The following is a 16,132-nucleotide window of genomic DNA, read 5'->3' as shown; positions in this document are numbered from 1 at the left end:
CTACCTCACCCTCGGATGGCGACCCCATCCCGCCCCGCTCGCTTGGCTTCATAGCATGCCTCATCGGCCCGCTGAATGATCTGACTGATGCGCTGATCCGTATTCTGAAAACTGGTGGCACCGACACTCATAGTCACGCTGTAGGCCTGGCCCTCGTGATGCACCCTCAACAACCGGGTAGATTCAAGCAAGGACTCGGCGATGCGCCTGGCCTGCTCGGGGGAACAGCTCGGCAGCAGCACGGCAAACTCATCACCACCCTGACGCGCGGCGTGATCACTGCGGCGAATGGTCTGCGTCAGCTCGCGGGCGACCCGGCAGAGCATTTCATCACCCAGGGCATGGCCACCTAAATCATTGATCGGCTTGAAGTGATCCATGTCGAAGACCAGCAGGACCGAGGGAATACCCATCTTGCGCCAATCGGCCAGGGCTTCCTCAAGACGGCGTTCCAGACCACGGCGATTGAGTAGCCCGGTCAGCGGGTCATGTTCCGCCTCCCACTGTCGCAGGGCCTCTTCCTCGCGACGTTGGGTAATGTCTTTGACCGTACCGACGAAGCCGAGGTGGCCGTCCTCGGACGATACTCGCCTGGCATGCACTTCGAGCCACAGTACCTCTCCCTTACGGTGCCAGTAGCGATACTGCTGCAGGAAGTCCTCGCCGCTCTGCAGGCTATGCCGCCACAGCTCCTGCATGGCCTGACGGTCATCCGCGTGTACACGATTCAGCCAGGCCAAGGGGTTGGTCGCGATCTCCTGGTAACCGGTCAGCTCCACCAGCGCCGGGTTGACATAGGAAATGGCACCACCGGGCTCAGTCACGAAAATCCCGACCGGAGAAGACGAAAGGATGGCATCGAGAAACGCCTGACGTTCGCGTGAGCGCGCCAGGGCATGCCCACGCTCGACCTCGACGCGATTGAAGGTAAAGGCAACACGCTGCAGCTCCTGCATGCGCGTGGCCAGGGCCACCTGGTTGCGCTTTCCGGCCCCGACCTCTTCTATCTGCCTTTCCAGCCGATAGAGGGGCCGTAGGGAAAGCCACACAAACCAGCCCATGATCGGCATCATAAGGCCCGCCACCAGTAAAGCCCACCAGCCTAGCCGGCCGACGCTCTCCATCAGCGGAGACAATACCTGATCTCGGGGCAGGACCACGCTGACGATCCAGTCGGCCGGCCATATCTGGCGGTAGGCCTGATAGCCCAGATCACCGCTGGACAGCTCACCGAGCACCTCCCCTTCCCAACCAAACAGGGATAGATTGGCCCAGGGATTGGCCCCGGCATCGGGCACCTCGGCGAGGATTCGCGATCGATCCGGGTGGTAGAGCACCTGGCCCGAGGCCGTCATAACGCTGGCAAAGCCCTCGAGGCCCAGGCGAATGCGCGACAGACGATTGAAGAGATCCCCATTGCGGATGTTGACGATGCCGCCGACCATGCCCTGGAAGTTGCCCGCCACGTCCAGACGCGGCACGACGAAGACGACCAGCGACTGATGACTGGCGCGACCCCGAAACGGCTCACTGACATAGGGCTCGTGGAATGCCGCGACTTCCTGGAAGTACTCACGATCGGCAATGTTCAGGCCGACGCGCCCTTCCACATTGGGCCAGTCCGCCATGACCCGCCCTTCGGCGCCCACGACAAACAGGCCCTCGAACCACTCGAGCAGCGCATCACTGTCGCGCAGGACGTTGCGAGCCTCGCTGGACGATGCGCGCAGCGGCACTCGACCCGCCAGGCGCTGCAGTGCCGATAACCGCGAGTCCACCTGCTGAGTGAGCTCGTCGGCAATCAAGCGCGCTTCATAACGCAGATGCGTGCGACTCGAGTCACCCGCCAGCGTCTCGGCCGAGCGCCAGCCGAAGCCCAGCAACAACGCCAGCACGACCGCCCAGGTCACGAACAGCCCGAGCAGCAAACGCCCCTTGAGGGACAGGGCACCATGCAGATAGCGGGTGAAGGGTGCTGACACTTGAGCTCCTCGCGCGCCGGCACTGGCGGATCTCGCAGCGCCTCAGCGGCCACGATGTAGCATCAGTTAGCGAAGGGGATCATGACGAAGATATTAGCCGAACACGTGACAATACAGCTGTCACGTGTTCATCGGCTCATCCGGACACACCCTCAGCGCCGATCCAACTGCTCGACCCTGAGCTCATAGTTGTTGGGACCCGTGTGGGCCGAGCCGAACTTCTGGCCCTGCACATTGATGGTGTAGCGCCCCGGCTGCAGCACGGTTTCCATGTCGACATCGCCATCGAAGCCTTGACCGGCCCCCTCGGCCACCACCGAGCCGGACTCGTCTAACACTTCCAGGGTGATGCGATAGGTGTCTTCGTCACCCGGCGGATAGGTGGATGTCTCGATGGAAATAGTGCCGGCTTCGGCCACGTCGAAGGTCAGCGCCTTGCCGCTGGCACGGATCTTGACGTCGGTGACGATGGTCTCGAAGCTTTCCTGCCCGGCGGCCTGCTGTCGCTCATCAGCGGATGCATCCTGCGCTCCGCCGGACGCCGTCGATGCCGCCGCGCCGCTCGCTGCGGCCCCGGCGTTCGACGCCGTGCCGGCGGACGCGCTATCCCCGCTGCGCACCGTTGCCACGGCATCATCGTCGCGCACGAAGACGGACTTGCCCCCGGAGCGATTCTCGCCGATGAACTGGATATCACCACCGTCGTCGACGGCATCCTCGACACGCTCACCGCGTTCATTGAGACCCGCGACATCGATGGAATAGGCATCCCCGGCCTTGCCCCGAGTACCGAAGCGCTGGGCCTCAACCCGAAGTGTATAGTCCCCAGGCTCGAGTTCGGTGCGCATATCCAGGCCACCATTCTGGCCCAGGGCCTCGGAGCGGGTGACCTCCTGACCCTGCTCATTCAGCAGCACGGCGGCAATGCGGTAGTCGTCGGCATAGCCGGCGGTCACATCGCTGGTGAAGGCATAGGTGCCCGCCTCATCGACGGTAAAGTCATGTTCGTTGACGCTACCAAACAGGAAGCTGCGGCTATAGGCATCGGTCTCAGGCTGCAGGTAGCCGGTCAAGTCCATCTGCTTGCCTTCTTCCCGGAAACGGTCCTGCATCTCGCTGGCCCAGGTCGGTGCCGCCACCAGGCTCAGCCCCAGGGTAAGCAAACCCGCGGTTAGGATCGGCTGTTTCATGGAACCTCGCTTGCCTCATTCTCGCCCAATGAAAAAAGCCGACCCCGGGGGATCGGCTTTCGTTGTTCAACCCTTCGGGCAGGTCTCCCTGCAAGAGGGGTTTAGAACATGTAGGTCACGCCCACACCAACGCCGTCACCTGCGTCGTTTTCCTGGTCACGGAAAGCCGCCTCGGCCCAGGTGTACATGGAGTCGGAGATGCTGTAGTTAGCACCCACGATGATCTCGTTGTAGGACTCATTGTCGTCCTCGTTCGGGAAGTCACCGCTGGTCAGCGCGTTGTCGGCTGTGTCGGTGAAGTCCAGACCGCCCACGTCGATGTACTGGTAGGCAGCGTAGACGTCGCCCTGGCCATAGCCATAGCGAGCACCCAGGCCATAATAGTTGGTGGAGTCGACATCATCGATGGCCGAGTCGAAGCGCTCGAGCTTCAGCGCGACGCGCAGGCTATCCATGGTGTACTGACCGGTGATGCCGTAACGGTCGCCCCACTCCTGATCTGCTGCAAAACCGGCACCCTTGACTTCGTAGTTGTCGAGGTTGTCGTAGACAGCGGCCACGGAGAAGTTGCCGGCTGTGTACTTGGCACCACCAAAGATGGAGGCGTTGTTCTCATTGGCAACGTTTTCCGCTTCGGCGTCGCCCTTGAACTGGGTGCCGATGGCCATCTCCAGGCCATTGAAGGACGGCGAAACATAGGTCAGCTGGTCAGTTTCCTGAGCGCTGTCAGTGTACTGGTTGGAGTCGCTGACATCGAAGCCTTCGTTGTTGGTGACGGGATCCTGGATCCAGTCATCCATCAGGGTGTCGTAGGAACCCAGCTTGACGTCACCGAAGTTGCCCTTCAGGCCGACATAAGCCTGGTCACCGGAGTCATCGTTATCGATGTCGGTCTTCATTTCGTCGGCTTTGATGTCGTCAAGCTCGAGCTTCATGTAGCCGGTCAGGCCATCATAAATGACATGCTCGGCGGCGAAGCCGAAGGTGGTGCCGTTGTCAGTGAGCTGAGTATCATACTCGCCGTTGCCGCCCTTGATGCTATAAACGGCAATCTGAATGTTGCCGTAGATGTCGAGCTTGGTGCCGTCCTGGTTGTAGACGGTGGCGGCCTGGGCGCCGGAGGCAACCATGGCACCGGCGATGGCAGTCGCTAACAGTGTCTTTTTCATTGCAATATTCCTTATGACTAGCTTGCTGTTTCGATCGATGCTGCTTGTGCAGCCGGCTTGCCTGTCAGGTGCCGGTTCTCGTTGCTGCAAGATTCTTTCGGAGTGCAGCATGCGAGCCAGACCACGGCCAAGCCTTATTATAATCCAATGCTCGCAGGAACAACTTTATACCGGGATCGGCGCGAGCGCAACAAGAAAAAAACACTGTTTTCTATCTCTGCGCAGAAAAAGTTCGCCACCATGAAGCTCCCCCGGCGCCATCCCGGCGCGCATCCATTTAAGCCAGGCAGGCATCACACCACATGGCTCGAACAGCATCATGCACGCCCGACATGACGCTTTCAAGTCACAACGCCGGGAAAGCGTCGTGATGCTCAGTCCGGGTTATGGCGTGCCATGAGCTCACTCAGCTTGCGCTGCATGCGCCGATCCTGCGGCTCCTGGCTCTGATCGGCCGAGTTGCCCGGTGCCGCCGACGGGGCGGCACCGGACGCTGGCACGGCCGATCGGTCCGCATCGGCTGACGTCGGCCCCACACTGGCAGGCCGCTGCGACGGCGCCTCACCAGGCTCGCCATCCGCTGGCTTGCCCTTGCCCCGCCGGCCGGTACGCTTCGCCCCATTATGACCGGAGGCCTTGCTGGCGGAGCGCCGGGCAGACTGCAGGCGATCCACCTTCTTTCTAGCATGCTCGGCGGCGCCAGCGTCCACATGGCCCGATACCGCCCCCTCCAGGTCAATGCGCTCGGCCCCCTCGCGAACCGATTTAAGATAACGCGGTAGATTGACGTAACAGGCCAGGGCCCGGCGCACCAGCTTCTCCGGCCATGGTTCCAGGGCGGTCAAGGATTCATGAATGCCGACCTGCAAGGGGCGCGTATGGCCCTTGAAAAACGCCTTGGGATAACGCTGATACCACTGTTCCAGCAGTGCCTGCGGCGAAGGGGCCTCGTCGATAGGAGGCACACTCGCCTGCGAATGGGCCGAGGCCTCCTCACCCTGGCCGGCGGGCGCTTGACGCTCGCCCGGGATCACCTCAGGCTCGTCGAGGTCCGTCGGGGCATCCTGAGACTGTCGTTGACTCGCCGGGCGCTGGCCCATCAGCGCGGAGAACCCCTGGGCTCGCCGACCACGCCGTTGAAAAACGAGACCCGCTTCGCGATCACCGGAAGTTTCCCTGGCCTCGCGCAACTGGCGATTATGGGCCTCGATTTCGCGATTCTGCTCATCCAGCTCGCGATTTTCCTCGAGCAGTTCCATGCCAGAGGCTTCGGCATCGGCCAGGCGGTGCTGCAATTCACTCAATTGCTGTGCCAGCGAATCGCGCTCGTCGGCCCGTTCCCTGGCCTCGGCTGTCAGCTCGGCATTGCGCGCCTCCAGTGCCTGACAGTGCTGCGCCAGGTCATCGAGTCGCGCGGACAGCGACTCACGCCGGGCGCGTGACTCGTCCCAGGCCGCCAGTAGCGCCTCGGCACGGTCCTCCAGCGCCACGATCAAGCGCGTTGAGCTTTCCTCGATCAATTCCTGATCCTCCAAGTGCGCCTTCCTGAACACACCGTGAGCGATTCCGGCGCCCCGGTGCTACCCTCACAGTCTGTGTCAGGCATCGGTCTCTGGCAAACCCCGACGCTGATACGACACAAAATCGTAGGCCGGCTGCCCTTCCCCGGGGCTGCCGGCCACACGCTGGATTTCCTGCCAGTGCGCCATATCCATGGCCGGGAAGTAGGCATCTCCCTCGAGATCGACCGCCACCTCGGTCAGGTAGAGGCGACTAGCAAGAGGCAGCGCCTGGGTGTAGATCTGGGCACCGCCCATCACCATGATCTCGTCGACACCGTCGATGGTCGCCTGCTGGTCGGCCAGGATCAGGGCTGTGGCCAGGTCATGACATACCCTGACACCTTCGGAACGGAAGTCGGTATCACGGGTGACCACGATGTTCAGGCGGCCGGGCAGCGGCCTGCCGATCGATTCATGAGTCTTGCGCCCCATCACCAGCGGCTTGGCCTGGGTCATGAACTTGAAGAACCTGAGATCCTCCGGCAGATACCAGGGAAGCTGATTGTCGACACCAATCACGCCATTGCTCGACATGGCCGCAATCATGGCGACGGGAACCAGAGTGCTGTCTGTCATACGGCGACCTCTGCCTTGATGTGCGGATGAGGCTCATAGCCCTCGATGGCGATATGCTCGAAACGAAACGCAAAGAGGTCATCCACCCCGGGCTCGAGCACCAGTCGCGGCGCCTCGGTCGGCTGGCGGCTCAACTGCAGCTCGGCCTGCTCGAGGTGATTGAGATAGAGGTGCGCATCGCCCAGGGTGTGCACGAAATCCCCCGGCTCGAGCCCGGCCACCTGGGCAATCATACGGGTCAGCAGGGCATAGCTGGCGATATTGAAGGGCACGCCGAGGAAGATGTCGGCACTGCGCTGATAGAGCTGGCAGGACAGACGCCCCTCGGCCACATAGAACTGGAAAAGACAGTGACACGGCGGCAGGGCCATGTCATCGACCAGCGCCGGGTTCCAGGCCGAGACAATCAAGCGCCGCGAATGCGGATTGTGCTTCAACTGCTCCAGAAGCCCGACGATCTGGTCGACATGACCGCCACGCGGATCCGGCCAGCTGCGCCACTGATAGCCATAGACCGGCCCCAGATCGCCGTTCGCATCGGCCCACTCGTCCCAGATCCGCACGCCGTTTTCCTTGAGATAGGCGATATTGGTATCACCGGCCAGAAACCACAGCAGTTCGTGAATGATCGAGCGCAGATGCAGCTTCTTGGTGGTGATGAGCGGGAATCCGCGGGAGAGGTCGAAGCGCATCTGATGACCGAACAGCGAACGCGTGCCCACGCCGGTGCGATCACCGCGCTCGACACCATGCTCCAGCACCGCTCGCATCAGATCGAGATAAGGCTGTTCCAGGGGAGGTAGAGTCTCGGCTTTCACGGCAAAATCACAGCTGGGAAATTGAGTGGTTATTCTACACAGAGGCTACAGCTGCCGTAAGCCATCAGCTCCAAGTCGGAAGAAGGATAGAGGGAAGAAAAACACGAGCCGCGCTATATTCTTCCCTCCTCCAGGAGCGAAGCGACGCTCTTACCTCTTCAAGGCGCCGCGCAGCGGCGCCTTCCCGTCAGGGCGTCGGCTGACGCCGCGACCAGACCATCAAACCGGCCCCGGCGAGGATCATCGGCAACGACAGCAGCATGCCCATGGTCAGCCAGTCGAAGGCGATGAACCCGAGCTGCGGGTCCGGGCGACGCACGAATTCCACCGCGAATCGGAAGAAGCCGTAAAGCACCAGAAACAGCCCCGAGACAAGACCACGACGACGCGGCTTCGCCGAGACCCACCAGAGCACGACGAACAGCACCAGACCTTCCAGCACAGCCTCGTACAACGAGGACGGATGACGCGGCTCCGGCCCCACACCAGGAAATGGCATGCCCCAGGGCAGATCCGTCACCCGCCCCGGCAGCTCATGGTTGATGAAGTTGCCGATACGCCCGGCTCCCAGGCCGATGGGCACCAGAGGCGCGACGAAATCGGTCAGGGTGAAAAACGCCAGTTGCTTGCGCCGGGCGAACCACCAGGCAGCCAGCAGCACCCCCAGCAGGCCACCATGAAAGCTCATGCCGCCATCCCAGACCCGCAGCACCCACAGCGGGTCCAACAGCCACTGCTCCATGCCATAGAAAAGCGCATACCCAAGGCGCCCTCCCAGCACCACCCCGAGCGCCCCATAGAACAGCAGGTCACCCACATCATCGCGGGTCAGGCCGATGCGCTCGGCCCGACGGCGCCCCAGCCACCAGGCGGCGAGGAAGCCGATCACGTACATCAGGCCATACCAATGCACCTGGAAAGGCCCGATCGAGATAGCCACCGGGTCGATGGAGGGATAAGTCAGCATGGGGTCCTCAAGAAGAAGTAAGAGATAAGAAGGAAGAAGAAGTAAGACGCCAAACGAAACATTCCAGCAAAGCCGCCAAGGGTTTTCTTCCCTCTTCCAGCGGCGAAGCAGCACTCTTCCCTCTTCAAGACGCATAGCACCGCTCTATCAGTCTCAAATCAGGAACTTCACCCCGACCCCGGCGAGCAGCAGGGCGAAGGCGATGCGCAGCTGCCGGGCGGGCAGCCGATGGGCCAACCACACCCCCAGGCGCGCAAAGGGCACGCTGGTCAGCACGATGCCGCAAAAGGCGGGCCACATGACATAGCCCATGGCACCCTCGGGCAGGCCGGGCTGCTGCCAGCCCACCAGCATGAAGGTGGCGGCACCGAAGAGCGCGATCGGCAGGCCGCAGGCCGCGGATGTCCCCACCGCCTGCGGCATGCTCGCCCCGCTACGAGACAGCCAGGGAACACTCAGGGTTCCCCCGCCGATGCCGAAAAGTGCCGAGACGCCACCGATCACCCCGCCGGCCAGCATCATCATGGCCCGTCCCGGGGGCTGCGCTCGCGGCACGGGACGCAGGTCGAGCAGCATCCTGGCCGCCACCAGCACCAAGAAGCCGCCGAACAGCATCCCCAGCCAGGTACTCGAGAGCCGATCGGCCACCAGCCCTCCGCCCAGTGCGCCCAGCATCAACCCGGGCAGCAGCGCCATCAACCAGGGCCGATGCACACTGCCGCGTCGATAGTGGCCCAGGGCGGAAGACGCACCGGTGACCACAATAGTCGCCAGCGAGGTGCCCACGGCGAGATGCATCACTACCGGCGGCGCGACCTGCTGAAGCTCGAAGGCCAGAACGAGAGCCGGCACGATAATCAGGCCGCCGCCGATGCCGAAAAGGCCGGCCAGCGTGCCGGCCAGGCTCCCCAGGGCCAGGTAGCTCAGCCATAACATCGGGGCGCTCATGCGTGGTTCTCGTCATGACGCAGAGCGCCCGGCAACCAGTGACGAACGGTTTCCAGAATGTCCTGGGGTCGGTAGGGCTTGGCCAGATAGTCATCCATGCCCGCGGCGGCGAAGCGGCGTTTATCCGACTCGCCGGCATTGGCGGTCAAGGCGACAACGACATTGCGATGCTGGGCGTCGTCCAGGTGACGGGCTTCATGCTCCCGCCAGATACGACAGGTTTCGACGCCATCCATGTCCGCCATGAAGATATCCATCAGCACCAGATCAATCGACATTTCAAACAGACGCTCCAGCGCCTCGCGACCACAGGACGCCGTCACCACCTGCACCCCCTCGCGCTCCAGCACTTGTTGCGCCAGCATCAGGTTGACGGGGCCGTCATCGACGATCAGCACCCTGGCAGTCGGCTCCTCGGCCGGGCCCGGCGAATCATCGAGGCTGACCAGCAGTGAGCGGGCATCTTCCAGTTGCTCGCGGAGCCTGCCGACCAATTCGGGACATGGCGTCTCTGGGAGTGCCGAGGCCTCGAGAGCTTCCAGGGAGGGCAGCAAGGTCTGTTGCAGATGCGCGAGATAGTGCGACTTGAGACGTGCGGACTCGCTCACCCGCTCGCGCTCCGCTTCCAGGCGTCGCATGCGGCTCTTCAGCGATTCCAGTTCTTCACTGTGGGGCTGATCACCCTTCTCCGGTCCGGCAGACAGACCTTCGAGGCTCGAGACCAGCGTCTCGGCCGTGGTCTGCAGGCGCACGAGCCGCTCCATGGCAGTGACCTGATCCCCCGCGCTGACGGGCGGTTCGGCCCGGGGCTCGAGGCGCTCTTCCAGTTGCCGCAGAGCGGCCGAAAGTTCCTGACCATGATGATACAGGCGCTGCCGGAGCAACATCAGAAAGATCGTCACATTCAGGCTGCTGCCAATCAGCAGGGCCAGCAACAGCCATAGCGTCACCCCCCAGGAAACCCCAGCGGGCATAAGCCACCAGCATATCAACGTAATGGCCATGCCCAGGCCAACAAGCACCAGCTGGGCCAGTAGCACCGGCCACAGAATGGGGCTAACCAGTTGCGGCCAGGTGGGCTCCTTGGGCGATTCGACGCGCATGCATATCCCTGAAACGTGCCGATGATAGAGGAAGTTTACGCGGCGAAACGGGCACTGTCATGAGCGGACTTTGCAACAGGCCTCGGCGGGCGTAGAGTCGTCTCCATGTGCCTGATTGCCCTCGAATTCCGCCCTGAAAACCCGACCCGCTTGCGCCTCATGGCCAATCGTGACGAGTTTCATACCCGCCCCAGCGCCGGCCTAGGCGCCTGGAAAGATGCCCCGTCCATCATCGGGGGGCGCGACCTGCAGGGAGGTGGGGGCTGGATGGCCATGCATCGGCAGGGACGCTTCGCCGCCGTCACCAATGTCCGCGACCCGGGCCTGGTCGTGCCGGCATCGGCTCCCTCTCGCGGCGATCTGGTCAGGACCGCACTGGAGTGCGAGGACCTGGCGCAATGGCTGAGGCAGCTTGCGCAGGGCGATGCCTGGCATTATGCGGGGTTCAACCTCCTCGCGAGCGACGGCGAGCAACTCTGGCATCTGTATCGCGGCCAGGCGTCACTTGAGCTATCGACGGTACCGCCGGGGATACACGGCCTCTCCAACGCCAGCCTGAACACGCCCTGGCCCAAGGTACTGAACGTCTGCCGGGGGCTGGCGGAAAGCCGCGGGCAGGACTGGCCGGCAAGGGCGCTGGCGCATTTCGGTGATACGGCCCAGGCCGCTGACCACCGTCTGCCCGATACCGGCATCGAGCCGGCGCTGGAGCGCCGGCTATCATCGGCCTTCATTCTCGGTGAAGACTACGGAACCCGCTCGACCACCTGGCTCGAGTGGTACGACAGCGGCGATTTTTTCCTTCAAGAGCGCCGCTATGCGCCCTGGGGAAGGTGGCTCGGCGAGCGGCAGCATGATACCCGCAACGCCTGAGGGAAATACTGCTTAAATGCCTGCGCATGCAAATCGCGGCGTTTCACGGTTCTCGGCGATTTATTCAGCGCTTGCCTGAGAGCAGGCTCAGTCGCGGGGCGGCAGCAAGTGGCTCAACTGCCACTCGGCCATGCGCTTGTCGAGGTGTGCCCGAACACCGGCCGCCGAATCGAAGGCCAGGGTCTCGTCGACCAGTTGTTGCGCCGCTGTCAGCGAAACACGCCGCACCGCCGCCCTCACCTTGGGCAGGCTGGGCGCATTCATGGACAGCGAACCAAAGCCCATGCCCATCAACAGCAGGGAGCCGGCGGGGTCACCGGCCAGCTCGCCGCACACCGAGGCCGGCACCTGAAGGTCGCGGGATTCGGCTGCCATCTTCGCCAGCGCCGACAACACGGCCGGGTGGCAGGCGTCATACAGCTCGGCCACCCGTGGGTTGTTGCGGTCCACCGCCAGCAGGTACTGTGTCAGGTCGTTGCTGCCCACCGAGAAAAAGTCGACACGCCTGGCCAGAGCCTCCAACTGGTAGAGCGTGGCCGGCACCTCGATCATCACCCCGACGCGGGGACGTGCCACCACCAGACCATCCTCGCCGAGCTCGGTAATCGCGCGCTCGAGCAGACGCAGCGCATCATCGATCTCACCGACATTGGTGACCATCGGCAACAACACCTGCAGATTGTCGAGCCCCTGTGAGGCTCGCAGCATCGCCCTGAGCTGGACCATGAGGACTTCCGGGTGATCCAGGGTCACGCGGATACCCCGCCAACCCAGGAAGGGGTTGGCCTCTTCGATGGGGAAATAGGGCAGATCCTTGTCGCCGCCTATATCCAGGGTGCGCATGACCACCGGCAGGGGCGCAAACCCCTCCAGCTGCTCGCGGTACAGGCGCGTCTGTTCCTGCTCACCGGGAAAGCGCTCGGTGATCATGAACGGCACCTCGGTGCGATACAGCCCTACACCGCCGATGCGTGCCTTCAGGGAAGACACGGCATCCACCGCCAGGCCGGTGTTGACCATCAGCGGGATATCATGGCCATCCGTGGTCCGGCTGGGCAGGTCCTGTTCGTGCTCGAGGACTTCGCTGAGCTCGCGCTCCTCGTCGATCATGCTCTGATAGCGACCTTCCAGCTCTTCCCCGGGGCGTACGAAGAGCCGGCCGCGATGGCCATCCAGGACCACGGGGGCGCCATTGAGGCGCGGCAGCGGCAGGTCGACCATGCCGAGCACCGTGGGAATGCCCATGGCGCGGGCCAGAATCGCTACATGCGAGGTGCTCGAGCCCTGGACCGAGACCAGCCCGACCAGGCGCTCGCGGGGAACCTCGCCCAGCATGGAGACACTGATCTCGTCGCCGACCAGGATGGTGTTGTCGGGGAACTCTTCCGGCGTGGCGCTGGTGCCCTCCTGCAGGTGAGCCAGCACACGCCGCCCTAGGTCGCGCACATCCGCGGCACGCTCACGCAGGTAATCATCGTCGACACGCTCTAGGTACTGCACGTGACGCCCCACCACATCGGCCAGCGCACCCGGTGCCCACTGCCCCTCGCGAATGCGCTTGACCACCTCCTGGGACAACGCCGCCTCGCCCAGCATCTGCTGATAGACGTCGAACAGCGCCAGTTCCTGGGTCGAGATACGGTTCGCCAGCCGCTCCCCGGCCGAACGAATCTCGTCACGCACCTTGCCGATCGCCTCGTGCAGGCGCTCGATTTCGTACTCCTCATCGGTGGGAATGAGGTCGGGCACGCTGTTCAGGTCCGCCGGCGGCGCGATAACCACAGCCTTGCCGATAGCCATGCCTGGCGAAGCCGCCACCCCGACGAAGGTCGCCTGGCCTCCCGGCATGGCCGGACGGCTCAGGCCGCCCGTGGCCAGGGCGTGCGCCAGCACGCCGGCAAGTTGCGCGGCCATGGTCACCAGAAAGGCTTCATCGGCCTCGTCGTAGCGACGCTTCTCAGACTGCTGAACCACCAGCACGCCCAGCATGCGACGCTGATGAATGATGGGTACGCCAAGAAAGCTCGAGTAGCGCTCCTCGCCAGTTGCCTCGAAATAGCGAAAATGCGCATGCGACTGAGCATCCTCGAGGTTCAGCGGCTCCTCGCGCTTGGCCACCAGGCCCACCAGCCCTTCGCCCACCGGAAGTGACACATTGCCGACGGCCTGGGACCTGAGGCCGATAGTTTCCATCAGCACCAGCCGCTCGAGGTCCGGTTCAAACAGGTAGAAAGAGCACACATCGGTGCGCATGGCCTTGCGAATGCGGCGCACCATGGTGGACAGGGCCGCATCCAGGTTGCGAGCCCCGTTGACCTCCAGAATGATGCGCCTCAGCACTTCGAGCATCGGCGTCCTGCTGTTCATGGTTCGGGTCTCTCGCCTGTGAAGTCTGGCACCGGTGACCCCGGCACGTTTTCGGCCCTTCAGCTCTGCTGCAGGGCCAGACGCTGGGCGCGCGGCGACAACTCTCTCAAGGCACGCCGATAGACCTCGCGCTTGAAGGGCACCACCTGGCCCAGCGGATACCAGTAGCTCACCCAGCGCCAGCCATCGAACTCCGGCTTGGCCGGGCCAGTGTCCATGCGTATGCGGTTCTCCCGGCAGCGAATCCGCAACAGAAACCACTTCTGTTTCTGGCCGATACATACCGGGCGACAATGGGTTCTCACCATGCGTCGCGGCAGGCGGTAACGCAGCCATCCCCGAGTGCAGCCAAGCACTTCGACATCATCGGCCGTCAGACCGATTTCCTCGTACAACTCACGGAACAGTGCCTGTTGAGGTGTCTCGTCAGCCTTGATGCCTCCCTGGGGAAACTGCCACGCGTTCTGCCCAACCCGACGCGCCCAAAGCAGCTGCCCGCTATCGTTGGTGATGATGATACCAACGTTGGGGCGAAAGCCGTCTGCGTCGATCACGGGCTTCACCTTATCAATTCAATATTGGGATCATTCTTCCACAAGCGCGTGAAAGGGTTCAATAAGGCAAACGTCCATGCTCGAAACGGCACAGGAGCTCTGACATAATCCTCGTTCCCCGATCAACGACGACCCTCGAGAGGAATGCCGTGAGCCTCGCCATCTTCGACCTCGACAAGACCCTCCTGGCCATCGACAGCGACCATGCCTGGGGCGAGTTCCTGCTGGAACAGGGTGCGGTGGACCCGGCTGCCTACAGGGAGGCCAATGACCGCTTCATGGCCGACTACGAGGCCGGTACCCTGGACATGCAGGCCTTCCTCGAGGTTGCCCTCAAGCCGCTGGCCGAAAACAGCCCGGAACAGCTGGCGGCCTGGCACCAGCAGTTCATGGCCAGCAAGATCGAGCCGGCCATCCTCGAGCGCGGTGAAGAGCTGGTGGCCCGCCACCGCAGTCGCGGCGACACCCTACTGATCATCACCGCCACCAACCGCTTCATCACCCAGCCGATCGCCGACCGTCTGGGCATCGACGAGCTGATCGCCGTGGAGCCCGAAATGGTCGACGGCCGCTATACCGGCCGCGTCACCGGCACCCCGAGCTATCAGGCGGGCAAGGTCACCCGTCTGATGGAATGGCTGGAAAATCGCGATGACACTCTCGACGGCGCCTGGTTCTACAGCGACTCGCACAACGACCTGCCGCTGCTCGAGGCCGTCGACCACCCCGTCGCCGTCGACCCCGACCCGACCCTGCGCGACATCGCCACACAACGCGACTGGCGGATTATCAGTCTGAGGGATTGAACCCCCAGCTGCGAGGGAAGTTGGAAGAACGGCGCTTCGCGCCTTGAAGAGGGAAGAAGGCAGCCCCAACAAGAAAACCCCGATCGCCTGAGCGTCCGGGGTTTTCTTACGACTTACCTCTTCATTCTTTCTACTTACCCGAGCAAATGCTCCACGGCGTTGCGTTCTTCGCGCAGTTCCTGCTCGGTGGCGTTCATGCGCTCGCGGCTGAAGTCGCTGATCTCCAGGCCCTGCACGATGGTGTACTGACCGTTCTGGCAGGTCACCGGATAGGAGTACATGATGCCGGGTTCGACGCCATAGCTGCCGTCGGCGGGAATACCCATGCTGACGATGCCGTCGCTGCCCAGCGCCCAGTCACGCATGTGATCGATGGCGGCGGAAGCCGCGGAAGCCGCGGAGGATGCACCGCGCGCCTTGATAATGGCGGCGCCCCGCTGCTGAACGCCGGGAATGAAGTCGTTCTCGTACCAGTCCTGGTCGACGAGGTCGAGCGCTGGCTTGCCATCCACCTTGCAATGGGCCAGATCCGGGTACTGGGTGGCACTGTGATTGCCCCAGACGACCATGGATTCGACATCCGTGGAATGCTTGCCGGTCTTCTGCGCCAGCTGGGTGGTGGCACGGTTGTGGTCCAGCCGCATCATGGCGGTGAACTGACCCTTGTCGAGATCCGGCGCATTGCAGGAAGCGATCAGCGCGTTGGTATTGGCCGGGTTGCCGACCACCAGCACGCGCACATCGCGGCTGGCATGGTCGTTGAGCGCCTTGCCCTGAACCGAGAAGATGGCCGCATTGGCCTCCAGCAGGTCCTTGCGCTCCATGCCCGGGCCACGCGGCCGGGCGCCGACCAGCAGGGCAAAGTCCGCGTCCTTGAAGGCGACATTGGGGTCATCGGAGGCGACAATGTCGTGCAACAGCGGGAAGGCGCAGTCGTTTAGCTCCATCACCACACCGTTGAGGGCATCCATGGCAGGCGGAATCTCGAGCAACTGGAGGATGACCGGCTGGTCCTTGCCCAGCATGTCGCCGGCGGCGATGCGAAACGCCAGTGAGTAGCTGATCTGACCTGCGGCACCGGTAATGGCTATACGGACGGGATCTTTCATCGTGGCTCCTTCGGTTGTCGCCGTGAGAGTGAGCCAGGCAGGCAGGCGATGACCCGCCCAGGCCGGGCATGCAACGTCTGAAATGGTATGCCTGCAGTGCGCAAAACT

General features: G+C 63.1%; 15 protein-coding genes. 3 read left to right on the top strand and 12 right to left on the bottom strand.

Going from position 1 to position 16,132, the window contains the following annotated elements; genetic code table 11:
• Window positions 1-5 precede the first annotated feature (5 nt).
• From QWY74_RS08840 to QWY74_RS08830, 3 genes are all read right to left on the bottom strand, one after another.
• Window positions 6-1,982, bottom strand: a complete 1,977-nt coding sequence (locus tag QWY74_RS08840; RefSeq protein ID WP_264824035.1) for a sensor domain-containing diguanylate cyclase — start codon at window positions 1,980-1,982, stop codon at window positions 6-8.
• A gap of 152 nt (window positions 1,983-2,134) precedes the next feature.
• Window positions 2,135-3,172: a hypothetical protein gene (locus QWY74_RS08835; protein ID WP_264824036.1), complete on the bottom strand. Its 1,038-nt coding sequence runs from the start codon at window positions 3,170-3,172 to the stop codon at window positions 2,135-2,137.
• Between the two features lie 101 nt (window positions 3,173-3,273).
• On the bottom strand, window positions 3,274-4,341 hold the full coding sequence (locus QWY74_RS08830; RefSeq protein ID WP_264824037.1) for a porin: 1,068 nt from the start codon (window positions 4,339-4,341) through the stop codon (window positions 3,274-3,276).
• Between the two features lie 81 nt (window positions 4,342-4,422).
• Here QWY74_RS08830 and QWY74_RS08825 point away from each other — a divergent pair, with 81 nt between their 5' ends.
• The gene (locus tag QWY74_RS08825) at window positions 4,423-4,677 is read left to right on the top strand and encodes a hypothetical protein (protein ID WP_264824038.1); all 255 of its coding nucleotides are present in this window, start codon (window positions 4,423-4,425) and stop codon (window positions 4,675-4,677) included.
• A 38-nt stretch (window positions 4,678-4,715) separates the two neighbouring features.
• Here the strand turns inward: QWY74_RS08825 and QWY74_RS08820 are convergent, their stop codons facing one another.
• From QWY74_RS08820 to QWY74_RS08795, 6 genes are all read right to left on the bottom strand, one after another.
• On the bottom strand, window positions 4,716-5,876 hold the full coding sequence (locus QWY74_RS08820) for a ProQ/FINO family protein (protein ID WP_264824039.1): 1,161 nt from the start codon (window positions 5,874-5,876) through the stop codon (window positions 4,716-4,718).
• A 63-nt stretch (window positions 5,877-5,939) separates the two neighbouring features.
• Window positions 5,940-6,479 (bottom strand): dihydrofolate reductase, encoded by a 540-nt coding sequence (locus tag QWY74_RS08815; RefSeq protein WP_264824040.1) that lies wholly within the window; start codon window positions 6,477-6,479, stop codon window positions 5,940-5,942.
• Window positions 6,476-7,249 (bottom strand): thymidylate synthase, encoded by a 774-nt coding sequence (locus QWY74_RS08810; protein WP_264824400.1) that lies wholly within the window; start codon window positions 7,247-7,249, stop codon window positions 6,476-6,478. Before QWY74_RS08810 ends, QWY74_RS08815 begins: the two co-directional genes overlap by 4 nt.
• A 235-nt stretch (window positions 7,250-7,484) precedes the next feature.
• Entirely contained in the window at window positions 7,485-8,264 is a 780-nt protein-coding gene (gene lgt, locus QWY74_RS08805; RefSeq protein ID WP_264824041.1) for a prolipoprotein diacylglyceryl transferase, read from the bottom strand.
• Between the two features lie 153 nt (window positions 8,265-8,417).
• Window positions 8,418-9,212, bottom strand: a complete 795-nt coding sequence (locus QWY74_RS08800) for a sulfite exporter TauE/SafE family protein (RefSeq protein WP_264824042.1) — start codon at window positions 9,210-9,212, stop codon at window positions 8,418-8,420.
• Window positions 9,209-10,315: a response regulator gene (locus tag QWY74_RS08795; RefSeq protein ID WP_290314177.1), complete on the bottom strand. Its 1,107-nt coding sequence runs from the start codon at window positions 10,313-10,315 to the stop codon at window positions 9,209-9,211. Before QWY74_RS08795 ends, QWY74_RS08800 begins: the two co-directional genes overlap by 4 nt.
• A 105-nt stretch (window positions 10,316-10,420) precedes the next feature.
• Between QWY74_RS08795 and QWY74_RS08790 the strand changes: the two genes are divergently transcribed.
• On the top strand, window positions 10,421-11,188 hold the full coding sequence (locus QWY74_RS08790; RefSeq protein ID WP_264824044.1) for an NRDE family protein: 768 nt from the start codon (window positions 10,421-10,423) through the stop codon (window positions 11,186-11,188).
• An 87-nt stretch (window positions 11,189-11,275) separates the two neighbouring features.
• Here QWY74_RS08790 and ptsP read toward each other — a convergent pair whose 3' ends face one another.
• Both ptsP and QWY74_RS08780 read right to left on the bottom strand, forming a co-directional pair.
• The gene (gene ptsP, locus QWY74_RS08785) at window positions 11,276-13,537 is read right to left on the bottom strand and encodes a phosphoenolpyruvate--protein phosphotransferase (RefSeq protein ID WP_264824401.1); all 2,262 of its coding nucleotides are present in this window, start codon (window positions 13,535-13,537) and stop codon (window positions 11,276-11,278) included.
• Between the two features lie 77 nt (window positions 13,538-13,614).
• The gene (locus QWY74_RS08780) at window positions 13,615-14,109 is read right to left on the bottom strand and encodes an RNA pyrophosphohydrolase (RefSeq protein WP_264824045.1); all 495 of its coding nucleotides are present in this window, start codon (window positions 14,107-14,109) and stop codon (window positions 13,615-13,617) included.
• Between the two features lie 149 nt (window positions 14,110-14,258).
• Between QWY74_RS08780 and QWY74_RS08775 the strand changes: the two genes are divergently transcribed.
• On the top strand, window positions 14,259-14,915 hold the full coding sequence (locus tag QWY74_RS08775; protein WP_264824046.1) for a histidinol-phosphatase: 657 nt from the start codon (window positions 14,259-14,261) through the stop codon (window positions 14,913-14,915).
• A 134-nt stretch (window positions 14,916-15,049) separates the two neighbouring features.
• Here the strand turns inward: QWY74_RS08775 and QWY74_RS08770 are convergent, their stop codons facing one another.
• A complete protein-coding gene (locus QWY74_RS08770) occupies window positions 15,050-16,024 on the bottom strand; it encodes a malate dehydrogenase (protein ID WP_264824047.1) in 975 nt (324 codons plus the stop codon).
• Between the last annotated feature and the right edge of the window lie 108 nt (window positions 16,025-16,132).

Source organism: Halomonas almeriensis, assembly GCF_030409235.1.
Lineage (GTDB): Bacteria > Pseudomonadota > Gammaproteobacteria > Pseudomonadales > Halomonadaceae > Halomonas > Halomonas almeriensis.
Note: the sequence above shows the minus strand (reverse complement) of the source record. Positions and strands in the feature narration are given on the sequence as shown.